This window comes from Aeromonas sp. ASNIH7, from assembly GCF_002903485.1.
Lineage (GTDB): Bacteria > Pseudomonadota > Gammaproteobacteria > Enterobacterales > Aeromonadaceae > Aeromonas > Aeromonas caviae.
Genome location: NZ_CP026226.1, coordinates 3,902,296 through 3,925,336, shown reverse-complemented (window position 1 = coordinate 3,925,336; position 23,041 = coordinate 3,902,296). Strand labels below are relative to the sequence as shown.

General features: G+C 62.3%; 17 protein-coding genes and 1 pseudogene. 11 read left to right on the top strand and 7 right to left on the bottom strand.

Going from position 1 to position 23,041, the window contains the following annotated elements; genetic code table 11:
* Positions 1 to 52: 52 nt before the first annotated feature.
* Positions 53 to 859, bottom strand: a complete 807-nt coding sequence (locus C2U47_RS18515) for an alpha/beta fold hydrolase (protein ID WP_041212789.1) — start codon at positions 857 to 859, stop codon at positions 53 to 55.
* Positions 860 to 1,015: 156 nt separating this feature from the next.
* On the opposite strand from C2U47_RS18515, the gene ppk2 reads away from it, so the two are divergent.
* On the top strand, positions 1,016 to 1,846 hold the full coding sequence (gene ppk2, locus C2U47_RS18510) for a polyphosphate kinase 2 (protein ID WP_010674253.1): 831 nt from the start codon (positions 1,016 to 1,018) through the stop codon (positions 1,844 to 1,846).
* Between the two features lie 127 nt (positions 1,847 to 1,973).
* Here ppk2 and C2U47_RS18505 read toward each other — a convergent pair whose 3' ends face one another.
* The 5 genes from C2U47_RS18505 to yejK form a co-directional block, all read right to left on the bottom strand.
* Positions 1,974 to 3,110, bottom strand: a complete 1,137-nt coding sequence (locus C2U47_RS18505) for an ABC transporter ATP-binding protein (protein ID WP_010674252.1) — start codon at positions 3,108 to 3,110, stop codon at positions 1,974 to 1,976.
* A 70-nt stretch (positions 3,111 to 3,180) separates the two neighbouring features.
* Positions 3,181 to 4,071 carry a maltose ABC transporter permease MalG gene (gene malG, locus C2U47_RS18500; protein WP_010674251.1) on the bottom strand — a complete coding sequence of 297 codons (891 nt, stop codon included), beginning with the start codon at positions 4,069 to 4,071 and terminating at the stop codon, positions 3,181 to 3,183.
* A 12-nt stretch (positions 4,072 to 4,083) separates the two neighbouring features.
* Entirely contained in the window at positions 4,084 to 5,739 is a 1,656-nt protein-coding gene (gene malF, locus C2U47_RS18495; protein ID WP_049637099.1) for a maltose ABC transporter permease MalF, read from the bottom strand.
* A gap of 73 nt (positions 5,740 to 5,812) precedes the next feature.
* Entirely contained in the window at positions 5,813 to 6,994 is a 1,182-nt protein-coding gene (malE, locus tag C2U47_RS18490) for a maltose/maltodextrin ABC transporter substrate-binding protein MalE (protein ID WP_041212786.1), read from the bottom strand.
* A 395-nt stretch (positions 6,995 to 7,389) separates the two neighbouring features.
* On the bottom strand, positions 7,390 to 8,439 hold the full coding sequence (yejK, locus tag C2U47_RS18485) for a nucleoid-associated protein YejK (RefSeq protein WP_199766823.1): 1,050 nt from the start codon (positions 8,437 to 8,439) through the stop codon (positions 7,390 to 7,392).
* A gap of 73 nt (positions 8,440 to 8,512) precedes the next feature.
* On the opposite strand from yejK, the gene C2U47_RS18480 reads away from it, so the two are divergent.
* The 10 genes and pseudogenes from C2U47_RS18480 (at position 8,513) to hdfR (ending at position 21,702) form a co-directional block, all read left to right on the top strand.
* Positions 8,513 to 8,740, top strand: a complete 228-nt coding sequence (locus C2U47_RS18480) for a YejL family protein (RefSeq protein WP_039038627.1) — start codon at positions 8,513 to 8,515, stop codon at positions 8,738 to 8,740.
* A 43-nt stretch (positions 8,741 to 8,783) separates the two neighbouring features.
* Positions 8,784 to 10,631: a DUF3413 domain-containing protein gene (locus C2U47_RS18475; protein ID WP_042015924.1), complete on the top strand. Its 1,848-nt coding sequence runs from the start codon at positions 8,784 to 8,786 to the stop codon at positions 10,629 to 10,631.
* Between the two features lie 279 nt (positions 10,632 to 10,910).
* A complete protein-coding gene (locus C2U47_RS18470) occupies positions 10,911 to 13,049 on the top strand; it encodes a TonB-dependent hemoglobin/transferrin/lactoferrin family receptor (protein ID WP_406569125.1) in 2,139 nt (712 codons plus the stop codon).
* Positions 13,049 to 15,091, top strand: coding sequence for a prolyl oligopeptidase family serine peptidase (locus C2U47_RS18465; RefSeq protein ID WP_103261791.1), 2,043 nt, complete (start codon positions 13,049 to 13,051; stop codon positions 15,089 to 15,091). The genes C2U47_RS18470 and C2U47_RS18465 overlap by 1 nt, the downstream gene beginning before the upstream one ends.
* 29 nt (positions 15,092 to 15,120) lie before the next feature.
* A pseudogene (locus tag C2U47_RS18460) lies at positions 15,121 to 17,539 on the top strand (proprotein convertase P-domain-containing protein).
* 50 nt (positions 17,540 to 17,589) lie between these two features.
* Complete coding sequence (locus C2U47_RS18455; RefSeq protein ID WP_103261790.1) at positions 17,590 to 18,948, top strand: Lcl C-terminal domain-containing protein; 1,359 nt, start codon at positions 17,590 to 17,592, stop codon at positions 18,946 to 18,948.
* On the top strand, positions 18,945 to 19,502 hold the full coding sequence (locus C2U47_RS18450; RefSeq protein ID WP_103261789.1) for an Lcl C-terminal domain-containing protein: 558 nt from the start codon (positions 18,945 to 18,947) through the stop codon (positions 19,500 to 19,502). The genes C2U47_RS18455 and C2U47_RS18450 overlap by 4 nt, the downstream gene beginning before the upstream one ends.
* 194 nt (positions 19,503 to 19,696) lie before the next feature.
* A complete protein-coding gene (gene eco, locus C2U47_RS18445) occupies positions 19,697 to 20,179 on the top strand; it encodes a serine protease inhibitor ecotin (RefSeq protein WP_010674240.1) in 483 nt (160 codons plus the stop codon).
* A 291-nt stretch (positions 20,180 to 20,470) separates the two neighbouring features.
* Positions 20,471 to 20,827, top strand: a complete 357-nt coding sequence (locus C2U47_RS18440; RefSeq protein ID WP_010674239.1) for a DUF413 domain-containing protein — start codon at positions 20,471 to 20,473, stop codon at positions 20,825 to 20,827.
* Positions 20,827 to 21,702 (top strand): HTH-type transcriptional regulator HdfR, encoded by an 876-nt coding sequence (hdfR, locus tag C2U47_RS18435; protein ID WP_039038620.1) that lies wholly within the window; start codon positions 20,827 to 20,829, stop codon positions 21,700 to 21,702. Before C2U47_RS18440 ends, hdfR begins: the two co-directional genes overlap by 1 nt.
* A 114-nt stretch (positions 21,703 to 21,816) precedes the next feature.
* Here the strand turns inward: hdfR and tyrA are convergent, their stop codons facing one another.
* Complete coding sequence (gene tyrA / locus C2U47_RS18430; protein ID WP_103261788.1) at positions 21,817 to 22,956, bottom strand: bifunctional chorismate mutase/prephenate dehydrogenase; 1,140 nt, start codon at positions 22,954 to 22,956, stop codon at positions 21,817 to 21,819.
* Between the last annotated feature and the right edge of the window lie 85 nt (positions 22,957 to 23,041).

Below are 23,041 nucleotides of genomic sequence, written 5' to 3'. Positions count from 1 at the left end.
AACTGATCGGCATTAGCCCATGGCTCCTTTTTTACGGCTATCCGGCGCAGCGTCACCCTGCCACTTCGGCGAGAAATTCGGCGAGCGCCTGGTTGATGAACGCGGGGTTCTCCAAGGTCGAGATGTGACCAGCCCCCGGGATCTCCCTGAACGGGCACCCCAGCACCTCGGCCATCAGATACCCCTCCAGCACAGGGCGAGCCTTGTCCTCGCACCCCGTCATCACCAGTGCGGGCAGCCTCATCTCTTCGAGCCAGTCGATGCGATCCTCCCGGGTCACGAAGCTGCGCCCCACCGCCACCAGGCTCGCCACCTTGTCGGCGGGCCATTGGGCCAGCCGGGCCTTGAAACCGGCCATCAGGGCCGCGTCCGGTTGATGGGCGAAGAAGAGCGGCGCCACCTGATCGGCGATGGGCGCAGGAACGGCGCCGACCTGCTCGATCATCGCCAGCATGCCGAGATAGCGCTCGCAGGTGATCTGGGGTTCAAGGCCGACGAAGCTGTCCATCAGCACCAGGCCCTTGAGGCGAGCAGGCGCCATGCGCGCCAGCTCCACGCCCCACATGCCACCGATGGAAAGCCCCACCAGCACGCACTCGTCGATGCCAAGGGCATCGAGCAGCGCCAGGTGATCCCGGGCCAGGGTCGCAAGGGTGCAGGGCCCCTCGGGCAGCACATCGGAATCCCCGTGACCCCAAAGCTCGGGCACGATGCAGCGATACTGCCCCTTGAGGGCCTCGATTTGCGGTGCCCACATGGCACTGTCCCACAGGTAGCTGTGGCCAAAGAGCAGTGCCGGACCCTGCCCCTCGTCCAGATAGGCCATGCGGCGGCCCGCTATCTCCATAAACTGCTTCATGTTTTCTCCTGTTGCCAGCGGCGATGAAACTGGCTTTCCTGTTTTTCTGTTGCCAGCGGCTGATGAGGCGGCAGTGTAACACGCCACCCTTGGCAGGGGTGCCCGCCTGGTGCAAGCTGGAGAGACTCACAACGAGGAGCCACCAAGGAGAGGATGATGGCCAAGGAAAAGAGCAAGAAACGCCCCCGTCTGGACAAGAAGACCTACGAACATCACCTCGCCCACCTGCAGGAGGAGCTGGTCAAGTTGCAGGAGTGGGTCAAGCAGGAGGGGCTCAAAGTGGTGGTGCTGTTCGAGGGGCGCGACGCCGCGGGCAAGGGGGGCGTCATCAAGGCGATCACCGAACCCCTCAACCCCCGGGTCTGCCGGGTCACCGCCCTGCCCGCCCCCTCGGATCGGGAGCGTACCCAGTGGTACTTCCAGCGCTACGTGGCGCACCTGCCCTCGGCGGGCGAGATGGTGCTGTTTGATCGCTCCTGGTACAACCGGGCCGGGGTCGAACGGGTGATGGGCTTTTGCAGCGACGACGAGTATCGCGAATTCCTGCGTGCCTGCCCCGAATTCGAGCGGATGTTGATCCGCTCCGGCATCACCCTCATCAAATACTGGTTCTCGGTCAGCGACGAAGAGCAGGAGAAACGCTTCAAGGAGCGCATCAACACCCCCATCAAACGCTGGAAGTTCAGCCCCATGGATCTGCAGTCCCGCTCCCGCTGGGTGGAGTATTCCCGCGCCAAGGATGACATGTTCACCTACACGGATACCGAGGATTGCCCCTGGTTCGTGGTGGACGCCGACGACAAGCGCCGCGCCCGCCTCAACTGCATCTCTCACCTCCTTGGCAAGGTGCCCTACGAGGCGATCCACTACGAGCCCATCACCCTGCCCCCCATCAAGACCGAAGGCTATGAGCGCCCGCCGCTCACCAGCCAGCACTTCGTGCCGGACGTCACCGCCGCCCTCGAGTCAGACAAGCACGGGCAGTGACGGGCCCCGGCCAGCCGCACCCGCTGGCCGGAACCCGGGCCTCGGATGACGGGCAATAAAAAGCCGGTCTTGCGACCGGCAAAAGGCATTGAACGTATAGAAAGGAAAACCTGGCACTCTCGCCCTCTCAGGCGCGGATATATTTGGCCGTGCGCGGGAACGCCTGTTCTTTGGCATCGAACAGGTAGCAGGCTTCGGCCGGGATGCCGACGCTGTACTCCTGGCCGGTGGCCACGTCGATGTCGGAGCTCGCCTTGACGGTGAAGTCGTGACCATCCACGTCCATGTAGACGAAGGATTCTGCCCCCAGGTGTTCGGCTACCTGCACCACGCCGCTCACGCGGCTGTCGGCATGGGCATGACCCAGCGGCACCAGGTGCTCGGGGCGAATGCCCAGCTCCACCTTGTCACCCACCGCGCCGCGACGGGCATCCACCCGGGCACGCACGGTATCGCCGGAGGTGAGCTTGACCACGCACTCCTGCTCGCCGATCTCCACCAGCTCGCCCGCCAGGAAGTTCATCTTGGGGGAGCCGATGAAGCCCGCCACGAACTTGTTGTCCGGGTTGTGGTAGAGCTCGAGGGGGGTGCCGAACTGCTCCAGGTTGGTGGCCGCCTCGCCCTTGAGCGGGCTCAGCACCACGATGCGGTTGGCCAGCGTCATGGCCTCCACCTGGTCGTGGGTCACGTAGATGATGGTGGAGTTGAGCTCCTTGTGCAGCTTGGCGATCTCGATACGCATCTTGACCCGCAAGGCGGCGTCGAGGTTCGACAGCGGTTCGTCAAACAGGAACACCTGCGGCTGCTGCACGATGGAGCGGCCGATGGCCACCCGCTGACGCTGACCGCCAGAAAGGGCCTTGGGCTTTCTGTCCAGCAAAGGCTCGAGACCCAGGATCTCGGCGGCGCGCATCACCCGCTTGTGGATGTTCTCCTTGTCCATCTTCTTGAGCTTGAGGCCAAAAGCCATGTTCTCGTAGATGTTCATGTGCGGGTAGAGGGCGTAGGACTGGAACACCATGCCCACGTTGCGCTCCACCGGCGGCACGTCGTTCATGTAGCGCCCGCCGATGGTCAGCTCGCCGCTGGTGATGTCTTCCAGACCCGCGATCATCCGAAGCAGGGTGGACTTTCCGCAGCCGGACGGGCCGACGAAGACGATGAACTCCCCTTCCTTGATGTCGAGGTTGATGCTGCGCAGGGTGTCCTTGTGGACAGCCGGGTCGTAATTTTTGCGAACGTTGTTGAGTACTACTTCAGCCATGTCGAGCTCCGCTCTTGAATCTTTGCAAATCGTGATGACGGGGGGAGCCAGCTCCCCCGGCCATGAACCGTTAACCTTTCACGCCGCCTGCGGTCAGACCGCCCACCAGCCAGCGCTGGGCGAGCAGGAAGACGACCGTGATGGGGAAGCCTGACAGCACGGCGGCTGCGGCGAAGTCACCCCACAGGTAGTTCTGCGGATAGAGGTACTGCTGGGCCCCGACCGCCAGGGTCAGATTGTTCACATCCTGCAACAGGATGGAGGCCATGGGCACCTCGGTGATGGAGCCGATGAAGGCCAGGATGAACACCACCGCCAGAATGGGCACCGACAGGGGCAACAGGATCAGGCGGAACGCCTGCCACGGAGTAGCGCCATCGATGGCCGCCGCCTCCTCCAGGGAAGAGTCGATGGTCTCGAAGTAGCCCTTGATGGTCCAGACGTGCAGGGCAATGCCCCCCATGTAGGCCAGGATCAGGCCGCCGTGGGTGTTGAGACCCAGCCAGGGGATGTAGTCACCGATCTTGTTGAAGAGCGCGTAGATGGCCACCAGTGCCAGCACCGCCGGGAACATCTGGAAGATCAGCATGCCCTGCAGGATGGTGGACTTGCCACGGAACCGCAGACGGGCGAAGGCGTAGGCACAGGTGGTGGAGAGCACCACTATCATCAGGGCGGTGATGCCCGCCACCTTGATGGAGTTCCACAGCCAGGTCAGCACCGGGAACGGCGGCGGCGTGATGCTGCCATCGGCGTTGGTGATGGACATTCCGAGCGCCAGCTTCCAGTGATCCAGGGTCGGATTGGTGGGGATGATCTCCCCCACCGAGAAGTTGCCGTTACGGAACGAGATGGCGATGACCATGATCAGCGGGAAGATGATCAGTGCCAGGAAGCCCCACATCACCAGGTGGGTTGCCCACACCCGGTATTTGACTGATTTGGGTTGTACGATTGCCATGTTGAAGCCTCCTTACAGTTGCTTGTCGGCTTTGGACAATTTCAGGTTGAGCAAGGCCAGCGCACCCACGATGAGGAAGATGGCGGTGGCGATGGCACTGGCCAGACCGTAGTCCTGACCACCCGAGCCCTGGAACGCGATCCGGTAGGTGTAGCTCACCAGCAAGTCGGTGGTCCCGGCCGGCGTGGTGGCCCCGATGATGTCCGGCGCCCCGTTCGTCAACAACTGGATAAGTACGAAGTTGTTGAAGTTGAAGGCAAAGGATGCAATCAACAGCGGTGTCAGCGGCTTCATCAAGAGCGGTACGGTGATCTTGAAGAAGTTCTGTACCGGCCCCGCCCCGTCCATGGCAGACGCCTCGTAGAGATCTTCCGGAATCGCCTTGAGCAGGCCCATGCAGAGGATCATCATGTAGGGGTAACCGAGCCAGGTGTTGACGATGAGGATCATCACCTTGGCCAGGAAGGGATTGGTGTACCAGTCCGGCTTGATGCCGAAGGCCGCTTCCAGGAACAGGTTGATTTCACCGAAGTTCTGGTTGAACAAGCCCTTGAACACCAGGATGGAGATGAACGCCGGTATCGCATAGGGCAGGATCAGCATGACCCGGTAGAAACCACGCCCCCTGAGCTGCTCCCACTGCACCAGACACGCCAACACCATGCCAATCGCCAGGGTGAACGCCACCGAACAGGCGGAGAAGATCACGGTCCAGACGAAGATCTGCATGAAGGGACTCTGGATACCCGGGTCCGTCATGATGCGCATGAAGTTTTTCCAACCCACGCTCACCACGAAACCGGGGGCAATGCCCTTGCCGACGAAGTGACCTTCCGCATCGATGTACTGGTAGAAGCCGGTGTCACCGTTGGGCTGCATCAGCTCGCCGCTCTGGTTGTCACGCAGCAGGTTGCTGTCCTTGATCATGACGCCGGACTTGAGCACGGCGCCGTCGACCAGCTGGGTATAGAGCTGTTTCTGGGCGGCGAACTTGCGCAGGCTGCTCAGGGTCAGATGGATATTGCCTTCGGGCAGTACCACATCCAGGGCACTCAGGTGGGTGCGGTGATCGACGATGGCACGAATGGGTGCCGCCTTGTCGGTCGCCTCCCCGGCCAGGGGTTGCAACTGAACAACCTGGGGCTCGTCACGGACCCGTCCTTCACGGACGGCCAGGGTACGCGCCTTGTTGTTCAGCAAGGTAAGGGGTTGACTGATAAAGGATTGGTCGTCCTGTTTCAGCAGCAGCTGAAACTGATTGTTCTCACCACCCAGGAGGGTGAAATCGAATTCACCGCCGGTCACCTTGTAGGTTTTTTTCAGATGGTAATCCCGTGCCTGCTCAAGGGAGAGCAAGTTGGATCCCGAATAGTTGGTGAAGGCGATGCCGATCGTGTAGGCAAGAGGGAAGATGATAAAAACAACCATGCCTGCCACACCGGGGAAAATATAACGGTGGGCATAGGTCTTCTTGTTCATGAAGACATAGAGACCGACGGAGACGACCACCAGATCGAGCAGGGCAAATACCCACTCGCCGCTGGCATACATCATCACGGCCGCATAACCATTAAGCACTGCGATCAGTGCCGCCATGGTCCATTTCAGCCAGACGTACTTGTCTTTCTTCGGACCGGCATAGGATTCGATAGAAGGTACTACTTCCATGCCAATTAACCTTTATTGCGCCAAGAGAGATTGAGAGAGTGGGAGGCCCGAAGGCCTCCCGGGTAGTGCATGCTTACTGGACGATACGCTTGGCAGCGGTATCCAGGGCTTCGTCAACACCCTGACGGCCAGAGGTGATGTTCTTGAGGGCGGTTTCGAAGGAGGACCAGAAACGGCTCATCTCGGGCACGGACGGCATCGGTTCGCCGTTCTGGGCGTTCAGCATGGTGGCCTTGATGTTGGGGTCGGCTTCCAGGGTCTTCTGGAAGGACTTCAGGGCCACGGCACCCAGCGGCTTGTCGGCGTTCATCGGCGCCAGACCGGCATCGGTCAGCAGGTAGTTCTCGAGGAACTCGATGGCCAGATCCTTGTTCGGGCTGGCGGCGTTGATGGTGGCACCCAGTACGCCAACGAAGGCCTTGGCGGGCTTGCCTTTCAGGGTCGGCAGCTGGGCTACGCCATACTTGATGCCGCTCTTGTCCAGGTTGCTCCAAGCCCAGGGACCGTTGATCATCATGGCCACTTCGCCCTTGTTGAACTTGGCGTCCATCACACCGTAGTCAATGCCCTTCTCCAGGTGACCGGATTTGATCATCTCGGAGATGTAGCCGACGCCGGCCTTGGCACCTGCGTTGTTCACGCCGGTGTCTTTGACGTCATAGCCGGTGGCGGTCTTCTTGAAGGCGTAACCACCGTTGGCAGCCACCAGGGGGTAGCTGAAGTAGGGGGTGTCATAGGCCCACATGATGGCGCGCTTGCCATTTTTCTTCAGGTCTTCGTCGATCTTGGCGATCTCTTCGAAGGTCTTCGGCGGGTTGGGCAACAGATCCTTGTTGTAAATCAGGCTGACGGCTTCTACCGCGACCGGGTAGCCATAGGTCTTGCCATCGACGGTCATGGCATCCCAGGCGAATTGCTCGAACTTGGCCTTGGTGGCGGTATTCGGGGTCACGGGAACCAGCAGACCGGACTTGACCCACTCACCGTAACGGTCGTGAGCCCAGAAGAAGATGTCCGGGCCGTTGCCGGTGGCGGCGGCTTGCTGGAATTTGACTTCAACCTGATCCGGGTGGGCGACGGTGACCTTGATGCCGGTTTCGGCTTCAAACTTCTTGCCGACTTCGGCCAGGCCGTTGTAGCCCTTGTCACCGTTGATCCAGATGGTCAGCTGACCTTCATCAATGGCAGCAGTGGCAGAGCAGGCCACGCCCAGGGTAGCCAGACCGATCAGGGATGACAGCAATTTCTTTTTCATGAGCCTTTCCTTGTATTAGTTCCGCGCTGTAAGAGCATTGTGTGCAGATGCATATTATCCCAAGCAGTCAATGCCTCACATGACACGCCTCGCATTTTTGAAATGCAATTACGTATTTTCTTCCAGAAAGTTATGAAAACATTTTCTTATTTCAGCGACTTAGGAAGGGATATCCCCATATTTTTGCCAAGATATGGAAATTAAATTACAGAAAGGAAATCAATTTACGTCATTGAAAGGGATTTCATCCCACTGAAAACCCTTTCATTCCCGGTATTTTGTTCAATGTGTTAACAAAAGTACTGAGGTGGTTTCCATCTACATCACCCCCTTAAATAAAAAGGCACCGGAGCGGACTCCGGTGCCTTTTTGCAAGAAATGACGGCTGGATCACATTACGACTGGCGCAGCAATTGATCCTTGAGATTGGGCGGGACTCCCCTGATGGTCAGGGTGTCGGTCTGGGGATCGTAAAAGACCCGGCTGTTGAGCAACTTCTGCTCGAAGCTCAGGGTCAGGCCGCCACCGGAGCCCACAAACTTGGTCAAGCCCCGCAGGGTGGAACGGTCCGCCGGGAAGCGCTCCTCCAACTCGTACTCCTGACCGATGAAGCTGTAAAAATCGAGGTCCCCATCACCGGGCAATTCCGCCGACAGCTCCTTGATCTCGATCTCCTCGCCGGCGCTGGCCTGCTCGGTGCAATATTTGAAGACCTGCTTCTTGTAGTCATTACGCTCGGCCGGTTCGAGTTGGCGGCTGTCGCAGTAATCGTCCACCGCCTGCAGCAACCCCTTGTTCTGGAGCTTGGCATCCATGCCCTCCCGGGCCCCCAGCAGATCCATGAAGAAATCCCCCAGCTTGCGACCGACCCGGCCCTTGCTGAAGGTGATATAACGACGCGAATCCCCCTGGGTTTTCCACTCGGTGAGATCGATGCGGGCCACCAGATTGAGTTTGCCGATATCCAGGTACTGGATGTGGCGCAGCTCCAGCGCCTCGCTCACGGTGACGCTCTCCTTGCCTTCCAGCAGGGCGATCATCAGGTAATCCACCCCCACATAGTTGTACTTGGCAATCAGCAACACCCCCTGCTCGTCCAGAGCATGCTCCACCAGCTGCTTGACCAGCATCTGGGTCAGGTTGACGGAAAAGGGGACGAACTCGGTCTGCTCCGCCAGCAGCTGCTCCAGGGCGATGCGAAAGGCGGGGGAAGGCTGCTTGGGGGCGTCTTCCCCCTCCGCCAGCTCGGCGACGGCGGCCTCGGGATCGGCGAAGAAGCCAAAGCCCTTTCCCCCCTTGCCGTTGTAGATGCGATGCAGCTCCGCCATCAGCCCTTGTACCGCCTCGTCGGCAGGCAGGGTCTGGCTGCGGGTATCGGCGTGGGGCTGGCCATCGTTGCCCGCCCGCAGGGAGTGAAGAATGATCTTGTCGATATCGAGACTCATGTCACAAAGCCATAGTGTTAGCCGAAAGGGTGAAGTATTATAAGGCGCTTTGAACCGAGGTGAACCCAAGATTATGCCCATCGTATCAAAGTACAATAACGAGCAGTTTGACGCCCTGATGAACGACCTGATCACCGCCCTGGAGAAACACAAGGCACCGGTGGATCTCAGTCTGATGGTCCTTGGCAACCTGACCACCAACATCATCAACGGCATGGCCCCGGCCCAGCGCCAGGCGATCACCGAGAAGTTCATCCAGGCACTCACCGCCTCGGTGGGCCATCGCCACGATGCGCACTGAGTTTCTTCGCATTCTTTGATGTTTTTCAAGCAGATGGATCATTATGGTCGAAACCGGCAACCCCTATCGCGATAATGTCTCTCGCCTGATCACCTGGGGGCATTGGTTCTCCTTCTTCAACATCATCCTGGCCATGCTGATCTCGACCCGTTACCTGGGCGCCATCAGCTGGCCGTCGACCACGCTCGGCGTGACCTATCTCGTCATCAGCTGGATAGGTCATTTCTCGTTCCTGAGCTTCGTCACCTATCTGCTGACCATCTTCCCCTTGAGCTTCATCCTGCCCAGGGAGAAGCCGCTGCGCTTCATTTCATCCATCATCGCCACCCTGGCGCTGGTGCTGCTGCTTATCGACACCCAGGTGTTCCAGCTGTTCAAGTTCCACTTGAATGGCCAGGTGTGGCAACTGCTGCTGGATCAGGCGCAGACCGAAGAGGGCTCTATCTGGAGCATCATCTTCGTGGCGGTGCCCGCCATCTTCCTGCTGCAACTGCTGCTGTCGGCCTATGTGTGGCGCAAGATCAACAAGCGCAAACGCCGCCAGTACGGCAATCAGGTGGGGCTGGCCCTGCTGGTCTGCTTCATCCTGACCCATCTGGTCAACAGCTGGGCGGATGCGACCCTGTATCAACCCATCACCATGCAGCGCGCCAACTTCCCCCTCTCCTACCCCATGACCGCCAGGAGCTTCCTGGCCAAGCATGGCTGGCTCGACCTCGAGCAGTATGAGAAGAAGGCCGAAGATCAGGGAAGCGCTGAGCACCGTCTGCTCTATCCCTTGCGCCCCCTCAGCGTGAGTGCACCCAGCGATCACAAGAACCTGCTGGTGGTGGTGGTCGACTCCCTGCGAGCCGACATGCTCAACAACATCAACATGCCCAATCTGCAACGCTACGCGGACAACCACTTCAATTTCCGCCAGCACATGAGTGGTGGCAATGATGAAGCCATGGGGATGTTCAGCCTCTTCTACGGGCTGCCCGGCCACTATTACGGGGACATCCGGGCCGACAAGCGCCCCCCCGTGCTGTTCGACGAGATGCTGCGCCAGGACTACCAGTTCGGCCTGTTCGGTGCACTGGAAGATGCCAAGCAGTATCGCCAGAGTCTGCTTGCAGGTCTGCGCAAGCAAGTCTTCGTCTCCCGCCAGACCGATGACCGCAGGCTCATCGACGACTGGCAGCAGTGGCTTGGCACGCGCACCGCGGACAGACCCTGGTTCTCTCTGGTCTATCTCTCTAGCCCGGGAGATTATCAGGTGCCCGCCAGCATCAAGGGCCCTTTCCAGCCCGAGTTGACCCGCTTCAACCCGGCCACTGCCTATCGGCCCGAGAACCTGCAGAAGCTGGAGAACCGCTACAAGAACGCGGTCTTCTATACCGATCAACTGCTGGAGCAGATGCTGACCCAACTGCAATTGCAGGGGCTTGATGATCAGACCATCGTCGTGATCACCTCCAACCACGGTCAGGAGTTCAACGAGACCCAGAGCAACAGCTGGGGCTATGGCAGCAATTACTCGACCTATCAGGTGCAGGTCCCCCTGGTGCTGGCCTGGCCTGGTGCCGAACCTGCGCCCCAGGCGCAGGCGAGCAGCCACCTGGATCTGGTACCGACCCTGATGAAGAACATGCTGGGTGTACGCAACCCCTATCGTGACTACAGCACGGGGCGAAACCTGTTCGAAGCCAGTACACGCACCTGGCTGCTGGCGGGGGATCAGAATGACTTCGCCATCTATCAGGGCAACACCATCACCCAGTTCAACAAGCAGGGGGACTTCGAGCTGCTGGACCGCGACACCTATCGCCCTATCAAGCACGGCACCCCGGACATGGGCACCCTGATCCAGGTGATGAACGAGCTCAATCGCTTCTATCGCGCCCCCTGATCAGCGCCAGAACACTTCCTTGAGCCCGCCCCTATGGCGGGCTTTTTCTTGTCCGCACCACGCCCGTCCTCCTGTTTCCCATGGCGTCATTCGCAAACGTATACCACTACCTTACTGATTTATCTCTCAAAAAACTCAATTCGATCAATATCATAAAAACAAAATGATAATGATTGTCATTTATTGATCTGCTTGACTCCCTCTGCAATAATCCGCGCCCTCAGGCTCAAATAATAATTATTCTCAAATATGAAAATTCGACTTCTTCACTACTGGCCCATGCTGCTGTCCGGTACGGCGCTGGCTGCCAGCGATCCCGCCGGGGTCGACACAACGGACATGCCCCCCGAACTCAAGGGGCGGGAAACCATCGTGGTCAAGGGACAGCGCATCGAGCAGAAGCTCTCCGACGTGTCCGGTTCCATCACCGTCATCACGGAAGAGGATCTGGATCGCCAGGTTGCCACCGAGCTCACCGATGTGTTCAAGAACGAACCCGGCGTCTCGGTGACCGGCTCCGCCGGCCGCCCCCAGAACATCATCATCCGCGGCATGGGCGGCAACCGGGTGCTCATCATCAAGGACGGGGTGCGGGTCAGCGACGGCTTTGGCGCCGACGACCTCAACGACAAGGTGGGGCGCTTCAGCTTCGATCTCGACGATGTCAAACAGATAGAGGTGGCCAAGGGAGCCGGTTCCTCCCTCCATGGCTCCGATGCCATCGGCGGCACCATCGTCATCAGCACCAAGCAGCCGGAAGATTACCTTCAGGGCCAGGATGCCTATCTCAGCAGCAAGGTGCTGCACGATGGCAGCAGTGACAAGCAGAAGCTGAGCGCCACCGGCGCCGCCCGGATACGGGATACCGAACACCTGCTGCGCCTCTCCGGCTGGCAGGGACATGAGACCGCCAACTACGACGAGAGCCGCATCCCGGCGGATCTGGATGGCCTCAGCGCCTCCACCAACTCTCGCATCCAGCTGAACGAACATCATCTGCTGCGCCTCGAACTCGACTACTTCGAGGACAACGCCGAGCGGGATCAGGGGCCGCGCGAAGTGCCCCAGCCCGATGGCAAGTGGCAGGTGCGCCAGTACCACGAGCAGGGCAGCCAACGCACCCAGGGGGGCAAGCTGGCCTGGGAAGCGAGAAACCTCGACACAATACTGGCTGACAGCCTCACCTGGAGTGCCTACGGCAATCACTCGAAAAACACCGCCAACAAGCGCAGCCTGCTGCAAAACGATCTGCTGAGCGGTTATCCGCGCTATCGCAGCGAACGGGAACTCGCCACCTTCACCGAAGACAGGATTGGTACCGAGCTGGATGTGCGCCGGGATCTCGCCACCGGCCCTCTCGCCCATCAGCTCAGTTACGGCATTGAGCTCGAGCGCACCACCCACGAGCGGCCGGTGGAGAAGCTGAGTCTGGAGGCCGGCATTCCCCAACCCGGCCAGTCCGCCCCCTTCAGCCGCGCCCGTACCGACAGGGCCGGGGTCTGGCTCGGCGACGTGGCCAGCCTGGGCCAGTGGCAGTTCACCCCCACCCTGCGCATGGATCACCAGTGGCTCACGCCGCTGGACGGCAGCCACGACAGCAACCACAGCTGGCACCTCTCCCCGAGCCTGGCCACCAGCTACCGCTTCAACGACCAGTGGCGCAGCTGGCTCAGCTATGCCAACGGGTTCCGGGCACCTTCCTACGACAAGGTGTACGGCAACATCCCCCACTACTTCGCTCTGCCACCCTTCGAGATCATCGCCAACACAGGGCTCAAGGAGGAGACCAGCCACAGCATCGAGTGGGGACTGAGTGGCGAGGGGGACAACTGGAGCATCAAGCCAGCGCTCTTCTACAACCGCTACTACAACTTCATCGACTGGCGCGAGGTGGGGCTGCGCCTGAGCGATGGCGTCATCCTGCGCCAATATCGCAACGTCGCCAAGGCCGAAACCTGGGGGGCCGAACTCGCCGCCAGCTACTGGCTGACCCAGGAGTGGGAGCTCGCCACCAAGCTCGGCTGGGTCGATGGCGAGGACAACAAAGGTGAAGCGCTGCGCACCCTGACGCCCCTCGAGGGCAACACCCGTCTGAGCTATCAGGCCAATGAGTGGAGTCTGGGCATTCAGGCGGACTATGCCGCCGCCATGAACCGGGTGCCCACCTGCGGCAACAGCCTGACCGGCCGCCAGGGGGACTGCCTCGAAAGTGCCGGCTGGCTCAGTTTCGCCCTGACGGCCGACTGGCTGGTCACCGACGCCCTCAAGGTCAACCTCAAGCTCGACAACCTGTTCGACACCCGCTACACCCGCTATCAGGATGTGGCCGGGCTGGAAGCCGGGACCGATGCTTCCCTCTTCACCCAGAGCGGCCGCACCCTGAGTGCCAGCCTGCGCTACACCTTCGTGGGGATCTGATGCACAGCCTATTGATCCTGGCCAGCCTGCTGGCCACGCCGGTCCCCGCCTCTCCCCTGCCTGAGGCAACCCTGGAGGCCGCGCCCCTCATCCCCGAGCGCCCGCAACTGATGAAGGGGGAGATAGCCCGCCTCGATCCCTATGGTGGCTGGCGTGACGACAGCCGCCAGGATCCCGCCCTCCTGACGCTGCTGCGCGAGCAGAACCGCTGGACCGAGCGGCAGCTCGCCGACCAGGTGCCACTGGTGCAGCGCCTGCAGACGGAGTGGCAGGGCCGGGAGCGGGGCGAACCCGTGCCTGACGACTGGCTTAGCCAGGCTGGCAGCCAGTGGCGCATGGAGGCGGACGGTAGCCTGTGGCAACGCAGCGACGCCAATGCCGCCCCCCGAAAGCGGCTGGCTCCCCGCCAACCTGCGGAGGGGTATTACGAGCTCGCTGCCTGGGCCCTTCACCCGGACGGGCAACTGCTTGCCCTGGCCGAAGACCGCAGGGGAGATCGGGACTACCGCATCACCCTGCTGGATCTGGCGAGTGGCGAGACACTGGTCTCTTTGCCTCACCGCGCCGGCGATCTGCTCTGGAGTCTGGATGGCAAGACCCTCTACACCCTCGCCAACGAGCGCCAGACCCTGCGCCCCTGGCAACTGCTGGCCTGGCAGGATGGCAAGGAGACCCTGGTGTATGAGGAGCGCGATCCCGCCTGGCTGCTCGGCCTCTATCGCACCACGGATCGCCGCCACCTGGTGCTGCAAAGCAACAACCACGACAGTTCGGAGCAATACCTGCTGGACGCGGGTCGGGCCGACCTGATCAAGGGGCGCGAGCGCGGCCTCGAATACTACCTGGATACCCTGGGGGACAGGGTGCTGCTCAAGAGCAACCGGGACGGCGCCCTCGGCCTCTATCAGGTGGCCGACTTGAGCCTGGTGGCGAAGGGAGAGTGGCAACGGCTCTGGTCCGGCGAGGGCCGGGAACTCGAGAAGTGGCGCCTCTTTGCCCGGCACACCGTGCTGCAATACCGCAAGGAAGGGGATGACTGGCTCGATGTGCTGGACGCCAAAGGTGCGTTGACCCACAGCCTGCCGCTCACCGATGGCGCAGGCACGGCCTGGATCCAGGGCAGCCAGGAACCGGCCAGCGACAAGGTGCTCATTCGCCGCCAGGGGATGGCCGAGCCACCTCACCAGCGCTGGCTGGATCTCGCCTCCGGCGCCTGGGAGGGGACACCTGAGAGCAGGGGCACCTCCCCCTATCAGAGCGAGCGGCGCTGGATCGCGGGCAAGGACGGGGTCAAGGTGCCTGTCTCCCTGGTCTGGCGCAAGGGCATTACCCACCCCAGGGCACTGCTGCTCTACGGCTATGGGGCCTACGGCACCCCCATGCGCCCCTACTACCAGCCCCGGGTGCTGAGCCTGCTGGATCGCGGCTTCGTCTACGCCATCGCCCATGTGCGCGGGGGCGGTCTGCTCGGCGAATCCTGGTACCGGGAGGGTCGTGGCCGTGACAAACAGCACAGCGTGGATGATTTTCTCGCCGTGGCCGATGCCCTGGCACGGGATCCCGCCATCGATCCCGCCCGGCTGTTTGCCATGGGTGGCAGCGCCGGCGGCCTGCTGGTGGCTGCGGCACTCAACCAGGCGCCCACCCGTTTCGCCGGGGCCGTGCTGCAAGTTCCCTTCGTCGACCTGCTGGGCACCATGCAGGATCCCGAGCTGCCCCTCACCCGGCAGGAGTACGCCGAGTGGGGCAATCCGGCCATCCCGGGTGACTATGCCGCGATGCGCCGCCTGAGCCCCTACGACAACCTGCACAAGGCCCCTTATCCCTCCGTCTATGTGACGGGCGGCCTGCACGACAGTCAGGTGCCCTACTGGGAACCCCTCAAGTGGATAGCCCGCCTGCGATCCCATAGCACGGGAACAGGCCCCTATCTGCTGCGCACCGAACTCGACGGCGGCCACCTGGGCGCCCCCCGAACGGCGGCGCTGCGTGCGGCGCAGGAGTTTGCCTTCCTGCTCACCCTGGCGGGCGTCAACCACTGACCCCTTGTCCTCTTTTTCTGGAGTGAACCATGAAACCCTCTTCCCTAGCCCTCTGGCTGGCGGCAACCCTGATCTCATCGCCGCTGCTGGCGGCCGATCTGCAGTTTGTCGATGAACAACCCCTGACCACGACGCCGAAGCGCTGGCTCGAGCAGCGCCTCGGTGTGCTCCTCGCCCCCGATTACGACAGGGCCAGCCTGCTCGGCCACCATTACAGCTTTCGCCAGCTGGTGAACGGCCTGCCGGTGGCCGCCACCCAGGCCGCCGTCAGTGTCGACGGGGACGGCCGCCCCTGGCGCCTCTATCACAACCTGCGCCCCTTGCAGAGCACAGCGCCCGGCTGCGATGCCAGCGGCACCCTGGATCCCCTGCTCGCCACCCTGCGCACCGACGGCAACCAGATAGAGACGCTGGGACCGGTCGAAGCCTGGTACTGGCGAGACGGCGATACCCTGGTGCCAGCCCTGCGCCAGCGGGTGCGCGAGCACAAGGCAGGCAATGCCAAGGCCAGCCAGGTGCAGCTGTTTGCCCGTTGCGACGGGGAGCAGGAGCTTGGCCGTCTCGGGGATCAGGCAACTACCCGCCCTCTGCATGTCGCCGACGCAGGCGATCAGCAGGTTCAGGCCCGGGTGTTCGACCCCGATCCCCGCACCCGCCTGCAGGACGCCAGCCTGGTCTGGCACGACGCGCTGGTGCTGGCAGAGGCCGCCTACCAGGATCCGGTTCCCCTGCCGGTGAGCCTACAAGCCGGGCAGTATCGCCTGAGCGGCCCCCATGCCAGGGTGGTGGATGTCATGGCCCCCGAATCGGCCCCCTACAGCAGCAGTGACGTGCAGGGTTTTCGCCTGACCCGTGACGATCGCGGCTTTGCGGACATCAACGCCTACTACCATCTGGATCTCGCCCAGCGCCACCTCAAGGCGCTCGGCTTCACCGATCTCATCCCCGGAGCGCTCGACATCGACACGGACGCGGGCTATCAGGACAACTCCCTCTACGATCCGTTCGAACGCAGGCTGGAGCTGGGTCGCAGCGGCGTGCCCGATGCCGAGGATCCCATGGTCATCTGGCACGAGTTCGGCCACGGGGTACAGCACCACATCCTGCCGGATCTCGGGGAAGAGGGTGACTGGGGAGCCATCGGCGAGGGCTTTGGCGACTACCTGGCCGCCAGTCATCGCCAGCGCAGCGAAGCCGGTCGCCAGTTCGAACCCGCCATGGTGTTCAACTGGGATGCCCGCTTCACCGACCGCACCCCGCGCCAGCTCGACGATCTGCGCGCCCGCTACCATCCGGACTACCGCTACCCCGCCCACCGCACCATCAACGGCAGCAACGGGGATCAGCTCTGGGGCACCCCGCTGTTCCAGGCCCTGCTGACGGCGGTGGCCGAGCACGGCGAGGCGGCTAGGGACGAGTTTGATCGCGTCATCATCGAATCCCACTTCGGCCTAGGGCCGGCCATTCGCATGCCGCAACTGGCCCGGATCACCGTGGATACCGCCGCCCGTCTCTACCCGACGCGAGCCTATGCCCGTCTGCTTGAGCAGGCATTTCGTCAGCACGGGCTGCTGCAAGCTCCCGTCTATATCGCCCTCGCCGAGGGGAGCGCCATCCCGCTGGGGCAGCGCCAGTCGGTGCAGCTGACCCTCAGCAACCCGGGCAAAGGGGAAGTGACCCTCAACGAGCTGGCCCTCACCCTGCCAACCGGGTTGCAGGCCGATCCTGACAACTGGCAACTGGCAACCAGCAACCCTGGCCGCCGGTGCCAGCATGACCACCACCCTGCGCCTGCTGGCCCAGAGCCCGCTCGCCTGCGGCGACGAGGCGAGCCTCTCGGTGAATCTCGCCATGAGCGGTACCAGCCCCACCGAGCGCCAGTGGCAGCAATCCCTGACCCTGCCCATCGGCACCCCCGTCATCAGCCGGGCCAGTGGTCGGTCACAGCGACTGAACGATGCCCAGAGCGAGGAGGTGCGCGGCTTGAGCGAAACCAGCCTACTGCTGGAGAAGAGCGATGCCCGTGTGAGCGACAGGCTGCAACTGAGCCTGGATCTGCAGCACGAGGCGCTGGATGAGCTGGAGATCTGGCTCAGCTCCCCCGCCGGCACCCGGGTCCAGATCTGGGACAAGGGTTACAGCCCCCTGCCGAGCCTGAAAGGGGTCTTCCCCACCGAGTTGCAGTCCCTGCAACCCTTCAGCGCCTTCGAAGGAGAACCCCTGGCCGGTCGCTGGACCCTGGAGGTGGTGGACAGCAAACCGGGCAATCAGGGTCTCCTGAACGGATGGAGCATCAGCCAGCGTACCGGCGCCCAGTGCGGCAACACCGTGCCCGTGCCGGATGACGGCATCATCCGCTTCGATACCTCGGACAGCAGTGGCGGGGGGACCTTCTCCCTGCTCTGGCTGCTGCCGCTGGCCCTGTGGCGCCGTCTGCGTCGCCTCTGACTCTCCCTATATAAAGAAGAGAGGGGCCAAGGCCCCTCCAAGGACACACCATGACCATGAGAATGACCCCGATCGTCTGCCTGCTGGCCCCCCTGCTCAGCGCCTGTGGCGGCGGTTCGGACGAGGCTCCCCTGACCGCGCCGGACTACCGCCTGACGGTCAGCCTGCCCGCTGCGGGCACCCTGTGCATCAACCTGAACCAGAACGACGGCTGCGAAGCCAATGAGCCCGCCGTCAGCGGCGAGGCCGGTGCCCACACTCTGACCCGGCGCCGCCCTGATCTGCTCACCACTCCCCTGCTGTTCATTCCGGCGGATCCCGCCGCCCTGCCCCTGGCCCACCCGGCGGTGCGTCAGGACAACCAGCACCTCACCCCCAGCCCCCTCAGCACCCTGCTGCAGACGCGTATCTCGGACGGGCTGCCACCGGCTCAGGCCCTGACGGACGTGCTGTTCGCCCTGGCGCCCCTTCACCCCGGCCCAGATCTGGCGGCCCTAGCGCAGCTGGGCGACTTCAACCGCGCCCTCGCCGAGCTGGCCCTCGCCGCCTTCGATGACGAGGCCACCCTGCCCGCCAGCGAACGCCGCCAGCAGATCTGGCAAGGCCTTGTCACCCTGCTGCCCGAGCTCGCCCGGCACTTTGCCGCAAGCCCCGAGCTACTGAGCCAGCAGGCCAGACTCGCCGCCGTGCTGATGCAGCAGCAACCCCGGGCGTTGGTGACCGCCAGCGGCGTCACCACCTACACGGACGGGGTGGATTATCTGCTCACCCAGGAGCCTGCGGATCACCCGGGCCAGGAGGCGAGCCTGGACCAGGCGCCCCTGCGCTATCGCAAGCTGGATGGCAAGGGGCAGCCCCTGGCGGACAACGCCCCCAACTGGGAGTGCGTGGAGGATCTCAATACCGGCCTCGTCTGGGAGAAGAAGCTGGCGGATCCGGACAGTCCGCGGGATCTGCACAAAGTCTTCGCCTGGGAGTTTGGCAACTATCACCCCAGTCAGGCGGAGCTGGATTATGCCTGCCCCGAGGGGGAAGCTATCTGCTCCACCGAGCAGTATCGCCAATGGCTCAATGGACAACGACTCTGCGGCATAGGGCACTGGCGCCTGCCCACGGCCCAGGAGCTAGGCAGCCTGCAACACTACGGCTCCCTCGCCCGCCAGGATGGCCAGCTCGTCACCCTGGATGTGCGCTACTTCCCCGACGTCGGTCCCTCGAGCGGCGACTTCGATGGCAGCTACTGGACCCAGACCCTGACCCCATCCCGGCGCCTCGAGAGCGTCCCCATCGCCGTCATCAGCCCTCAGTTCCTGGGGGAGGATGCGGGCACCGATTACCCCTATGGCGTCCAGAACGAAAATGAAATCAATGCCATACAACTGCGCCTTGTGGCCGAGGTAACCCGATGAACAAGTATCTTCTGACCCTGCTGCTCACCCTGTGCAGCCCCCTGGCACTGGCCATCGCCATCTGCGACGACGCCCTGTCCCGTACCAGTCCCACCGCCCGTTTCCAGGATCACGGCAACGGCACCGTCACCGACAGGGGCACCGGTCTGACCTGGATGCGCTGCCAGCTCGGCCAGACCTGGCGCAACCAGAGCTGCGAGGGGGAACCCACCCGCCTCTACTGGCAACAGGCACTGCAGACGGCGGAACGGATCCGTACCGAACCCAGCCATGCCCTGTATGGGTTTGGTGGTCATCACGACTGGCGCCTGCCCACCATCAAGGAGCTCGCCAGCATTCTGGAGTCCGCCTGTTACAAACCGGCATTGAACGAAACCATCTTCCCCCGCGCCATGGCCGGGGATGGCAAGGAGGTGAACGACGGCTATGTCTATCTCTGGTCCTCCACCCCGGTGCCGGCCCTTCAGGGCGTCGCCTACCTGGACATCACCAGCGGCTCCGTCGCCCAGCGCGCCCCCCGCGCCTGGGCGAAACAGGTTCTGCTGGTGAAGTGACAGCCTGGCCATGGGGGCCACCCGGTCCCCTGTTTGACACGAGGCAAGAAGCGCCAGGGTGACCCTGGCCGTCAAAAAAGCATCAAATTGCGTCATGTGATGCCTGTTCAGGGCGGTTTTGCACGCCGCAGCGCTGGCATGAAACCGGCAGAGCGGTTAGTCTAGCGGCGTTGAACCAATCCCAAGAGGTACAGATGAAAACCGTGTTGCGTTTTAGCCTGCTGGGCGCCTTGTTATTGGGTGGCCATGCCTTCGCCGCCGAACCGAAAAAATTTGATATCAGCATGTTCCCCGCTGCCGAAGTGAACCAGGAACGTGTCGTGATCCGTCTGCCGGAAGTCGAGAACGAAGCCGACATGATGGTCGAGCTGCAAGTCGGCAAGAAGATGCTGGTCGACTGCAACCTGCCCCGCTTCGCGGGCAATCTGGAACAGCACAGCGTCAAGGGCTGGGGTTACAACTACCTGACCCTGGGCCAGGTCACCGGCCCCGTCAGCACCCTGATGGCCTGCCCGGACGGCCAGAAAAAAGAGAGTTTCGTCCAGATCTACGGTCAGGGCTTCTTCGTGAACTACAACTCCAAGCTGCCCTTCGTCATCTATGTGCCCCAGGAGTACGAGGTGCGCTATCGTCTGTGGCGTGCCGACAACCTGGCACAGCCAGCCATGATTGAGTGAGTGCCGCGCACTCGGGTTCAGCTCAGTCACGATGACAAAAAGGCGCCATACGGCGCCTTATTTTTAGCTTCCGAGCCCGTTTTTGAGCGGTTTTCCCTGTACAAAATCTGACATAACTCCACTATTTTTCAGGCTTTTTTGTGCAGCGCACCGCAAAATGCCCCCTCGGGATGCGACAAACCCTGTTCGATAAAAGATATTTATTAACATAGTAAGAAAATTGATTTTGCACTCTGCGACGGCCTGATGATACTTGCCCGCAAAGGTCAAACTAACCAGAACAAGAGCACTATGAGCTTCGAATCAGACAAGCGTTTCAACGACTTCAAACATTTTCCCCGTGGCCTGCGTCGCAGTGGCGAATTCACCGTGGCCGAAGCGGACAGTCTGGAAAAATATGGCACCGTGATGCTGGCGCTCTATCAGGGCAACCTGGCCCCGCGCGATGACGTAGAAAGTGCCTTTATCGAACAGGTCAAATCCGGCGCAGCCGGCAACAACCCCCACGCCAAGGTGTGGTTCAAATACCTGAAGGTGATTGGTCCCAAGCGCGTGCACCGTCTGTGCACCGTCGCAGGCGGCGCCAATGAAGATGCGGGTGGCAGCTTTGAAGGCGGCGGTGGCGGCAGCGACGAGTCCCTCGATTAATGGATACCGAGCTGCTTCGGACCTTCATCGAGGTCAGCAAGACCCGGCACTTTGGCCGGGCGGCTGAAAATCTCTACCTGACCCAGTCGGCGGTGAGCTTCCGGATCCGCCAGCTCGAGCAGCAACTCGGGGTCAGCCTGTTTGCCCGTCATCGCAACAACATCCGCCTGACTGCCTCCGGTGAGCGTCTGCTGCCCTACGCAGACGCCATTCTGCATACTTTGGGGCGCGCCAAGCAGGACGTGGCCCTCTCCCCCGGTTTCAGCCAGCAGCTTGCCATCGGCGCCCCCGCCGTCTTCTGGGAGCTCGACTTCAACGACTGGCTGAACCATGTCTATGCCCTGGCCCCCGGCCTCGCGGTGCGCCTCGAAACCGCCTCCCGCGAGCACCTCTGTCGCCAGTTGCTGGAGCGCTCCCTCGATCTGGCCCTGCTCTCCGAGCCGACCAAGATCGACGAGATTGCCCTGCACCCCATCGGCGAGCTGGTGTTCGAACTGGTGAGCCGGGAGCCAGCCGCAAACGCCGACAGCCTGATGCAGATGCCCCACATTCATCTCGACTGGGGCACCAGCTTCGAACCGCCATCGAGCCGGTTGCAGAGCCTGCAGAAGACCCCAGTTCTGCATTCGAGCTCCGCCAGCATGGCCCTGCAATTCGTGCTGGCCAACGGCGGCGCCGCCTACCTGCCAAGGCGCATGGTGAGCCCCTTCCTGGAGCAGGGGCAGCTTCATCTGGTGGAAGGGGGCCAATCCCTTAGCCGCCCGCTCTACCTCGCCTATCTGGAGAAATCCGACCGCCGGGAGCTGATCGATCAGCTGCTGACCCTGCCGCTGGGCTGGCATGACGCCGACTTGCGTCAACCGCCTGCCGAATGAAACAGGGCGATTTCACGCCCAGACCTGTGTTTTCATCTACCCTGGTTATCGGTGCAGCACAAACAACATGAAAAAGGGGCCATCAGGCCCCTTTTATATGGATGTCTTTGTGCATCAGCCGTGATGGCGACGGTCGTTGGCCTGCGCCAGCAGGGTGCGGCTCTCGCGCAGGAACTCCTCCGCCCGCTCGCCGAAGAAGCCGGAGACCTGGCTGAAGGCCTCGATGAAGCCCTCTCTGTCGCCCCGCTCCAGCAGGTCCAGCGCCTCGCCGAAGTTCTGGTAGTAGCGGCGGATCATCGCGAGGTTCTGGGGCGACGACAATATGATGTCGGCGTAGAGATGGGGATCCTGGGCAAACAGCCGTCCCACCATGGCCAGCTCCAGCCGGTAGATGGGAGAGCTTAAGGCAAGAAGACGGTCGATGTTGGCCTGCTCCCGGGAGAGATGCCAGCCGTAGGCGAAGGTGGCAAAGTGGCGCAGCGCCTGAATGAAGGTCATTGCCTCGTCGTGGGCCCTGGCCTCCACCTGCTGCAAACGCGCCCCCCAGATGGTCATCTGCTCCAGCAGCCACTGGCTGGCGGCGGGCTCGCGCCCCTGACAGCAGACGATCACCTGCTTGGCGAGGCTCGCCACGTCCGGCCCGAACATGGGGTGCAGCCCCAGCACCGGCCCCTGGTGTACCGCCAGCATATGGGCAAGCGGTTCACTCTTGACGCTGGTCACGTCCACCAGCAGGCAGTTCTCAGGCAGGTTGCCGAGCCGGTCGATCACCTGGCAGGTGACGTCGATGGGCACCGCCACCATCACCAGCCCGGCGCCGTGCAGGATCTCGTCGGCGCGCGGCCAATCGGCCTGACCCAGGGTTTCGACCCGGTAGCCCGAGAGGCTGAACAGGTTGCCGAACAGGCGGCCAAGCTGCCCCTGGCCACCGATGATCACCACCTTGCCGAGCTCAGGCTTCATGCACTTGAAGTGGTGCTCCTTGTCGCTGGCGGACTCCAGAATATAGGACTCGCGCATCACCCGGCGCAGCACATCCTCGATAAGGTCCCCCGGCACCCCCAGTGCCTCGGCCTCGGCGCGGCGGCGGGCCAGCATGCTCGCCTCCCGATCCGGCGCGTAGATGGGCAGGCCGTGCCGGCTTTTCACTTCCCCCACTTCCCCCACCAGGGCGAGACGGGCGGCCAGCAGATCAATCAGCTGCTTGTCCACCGCATCTATCTTGTCCCTGAGGGCATTCAACTCTTCCGCCATGTCCAGTCCCTGCTGGCGCCGCCCGCAGCGACGCCCTGTCATTCAAGAGGCAACAAGGTATCACTGCGTGGGCAGTGATACCTCG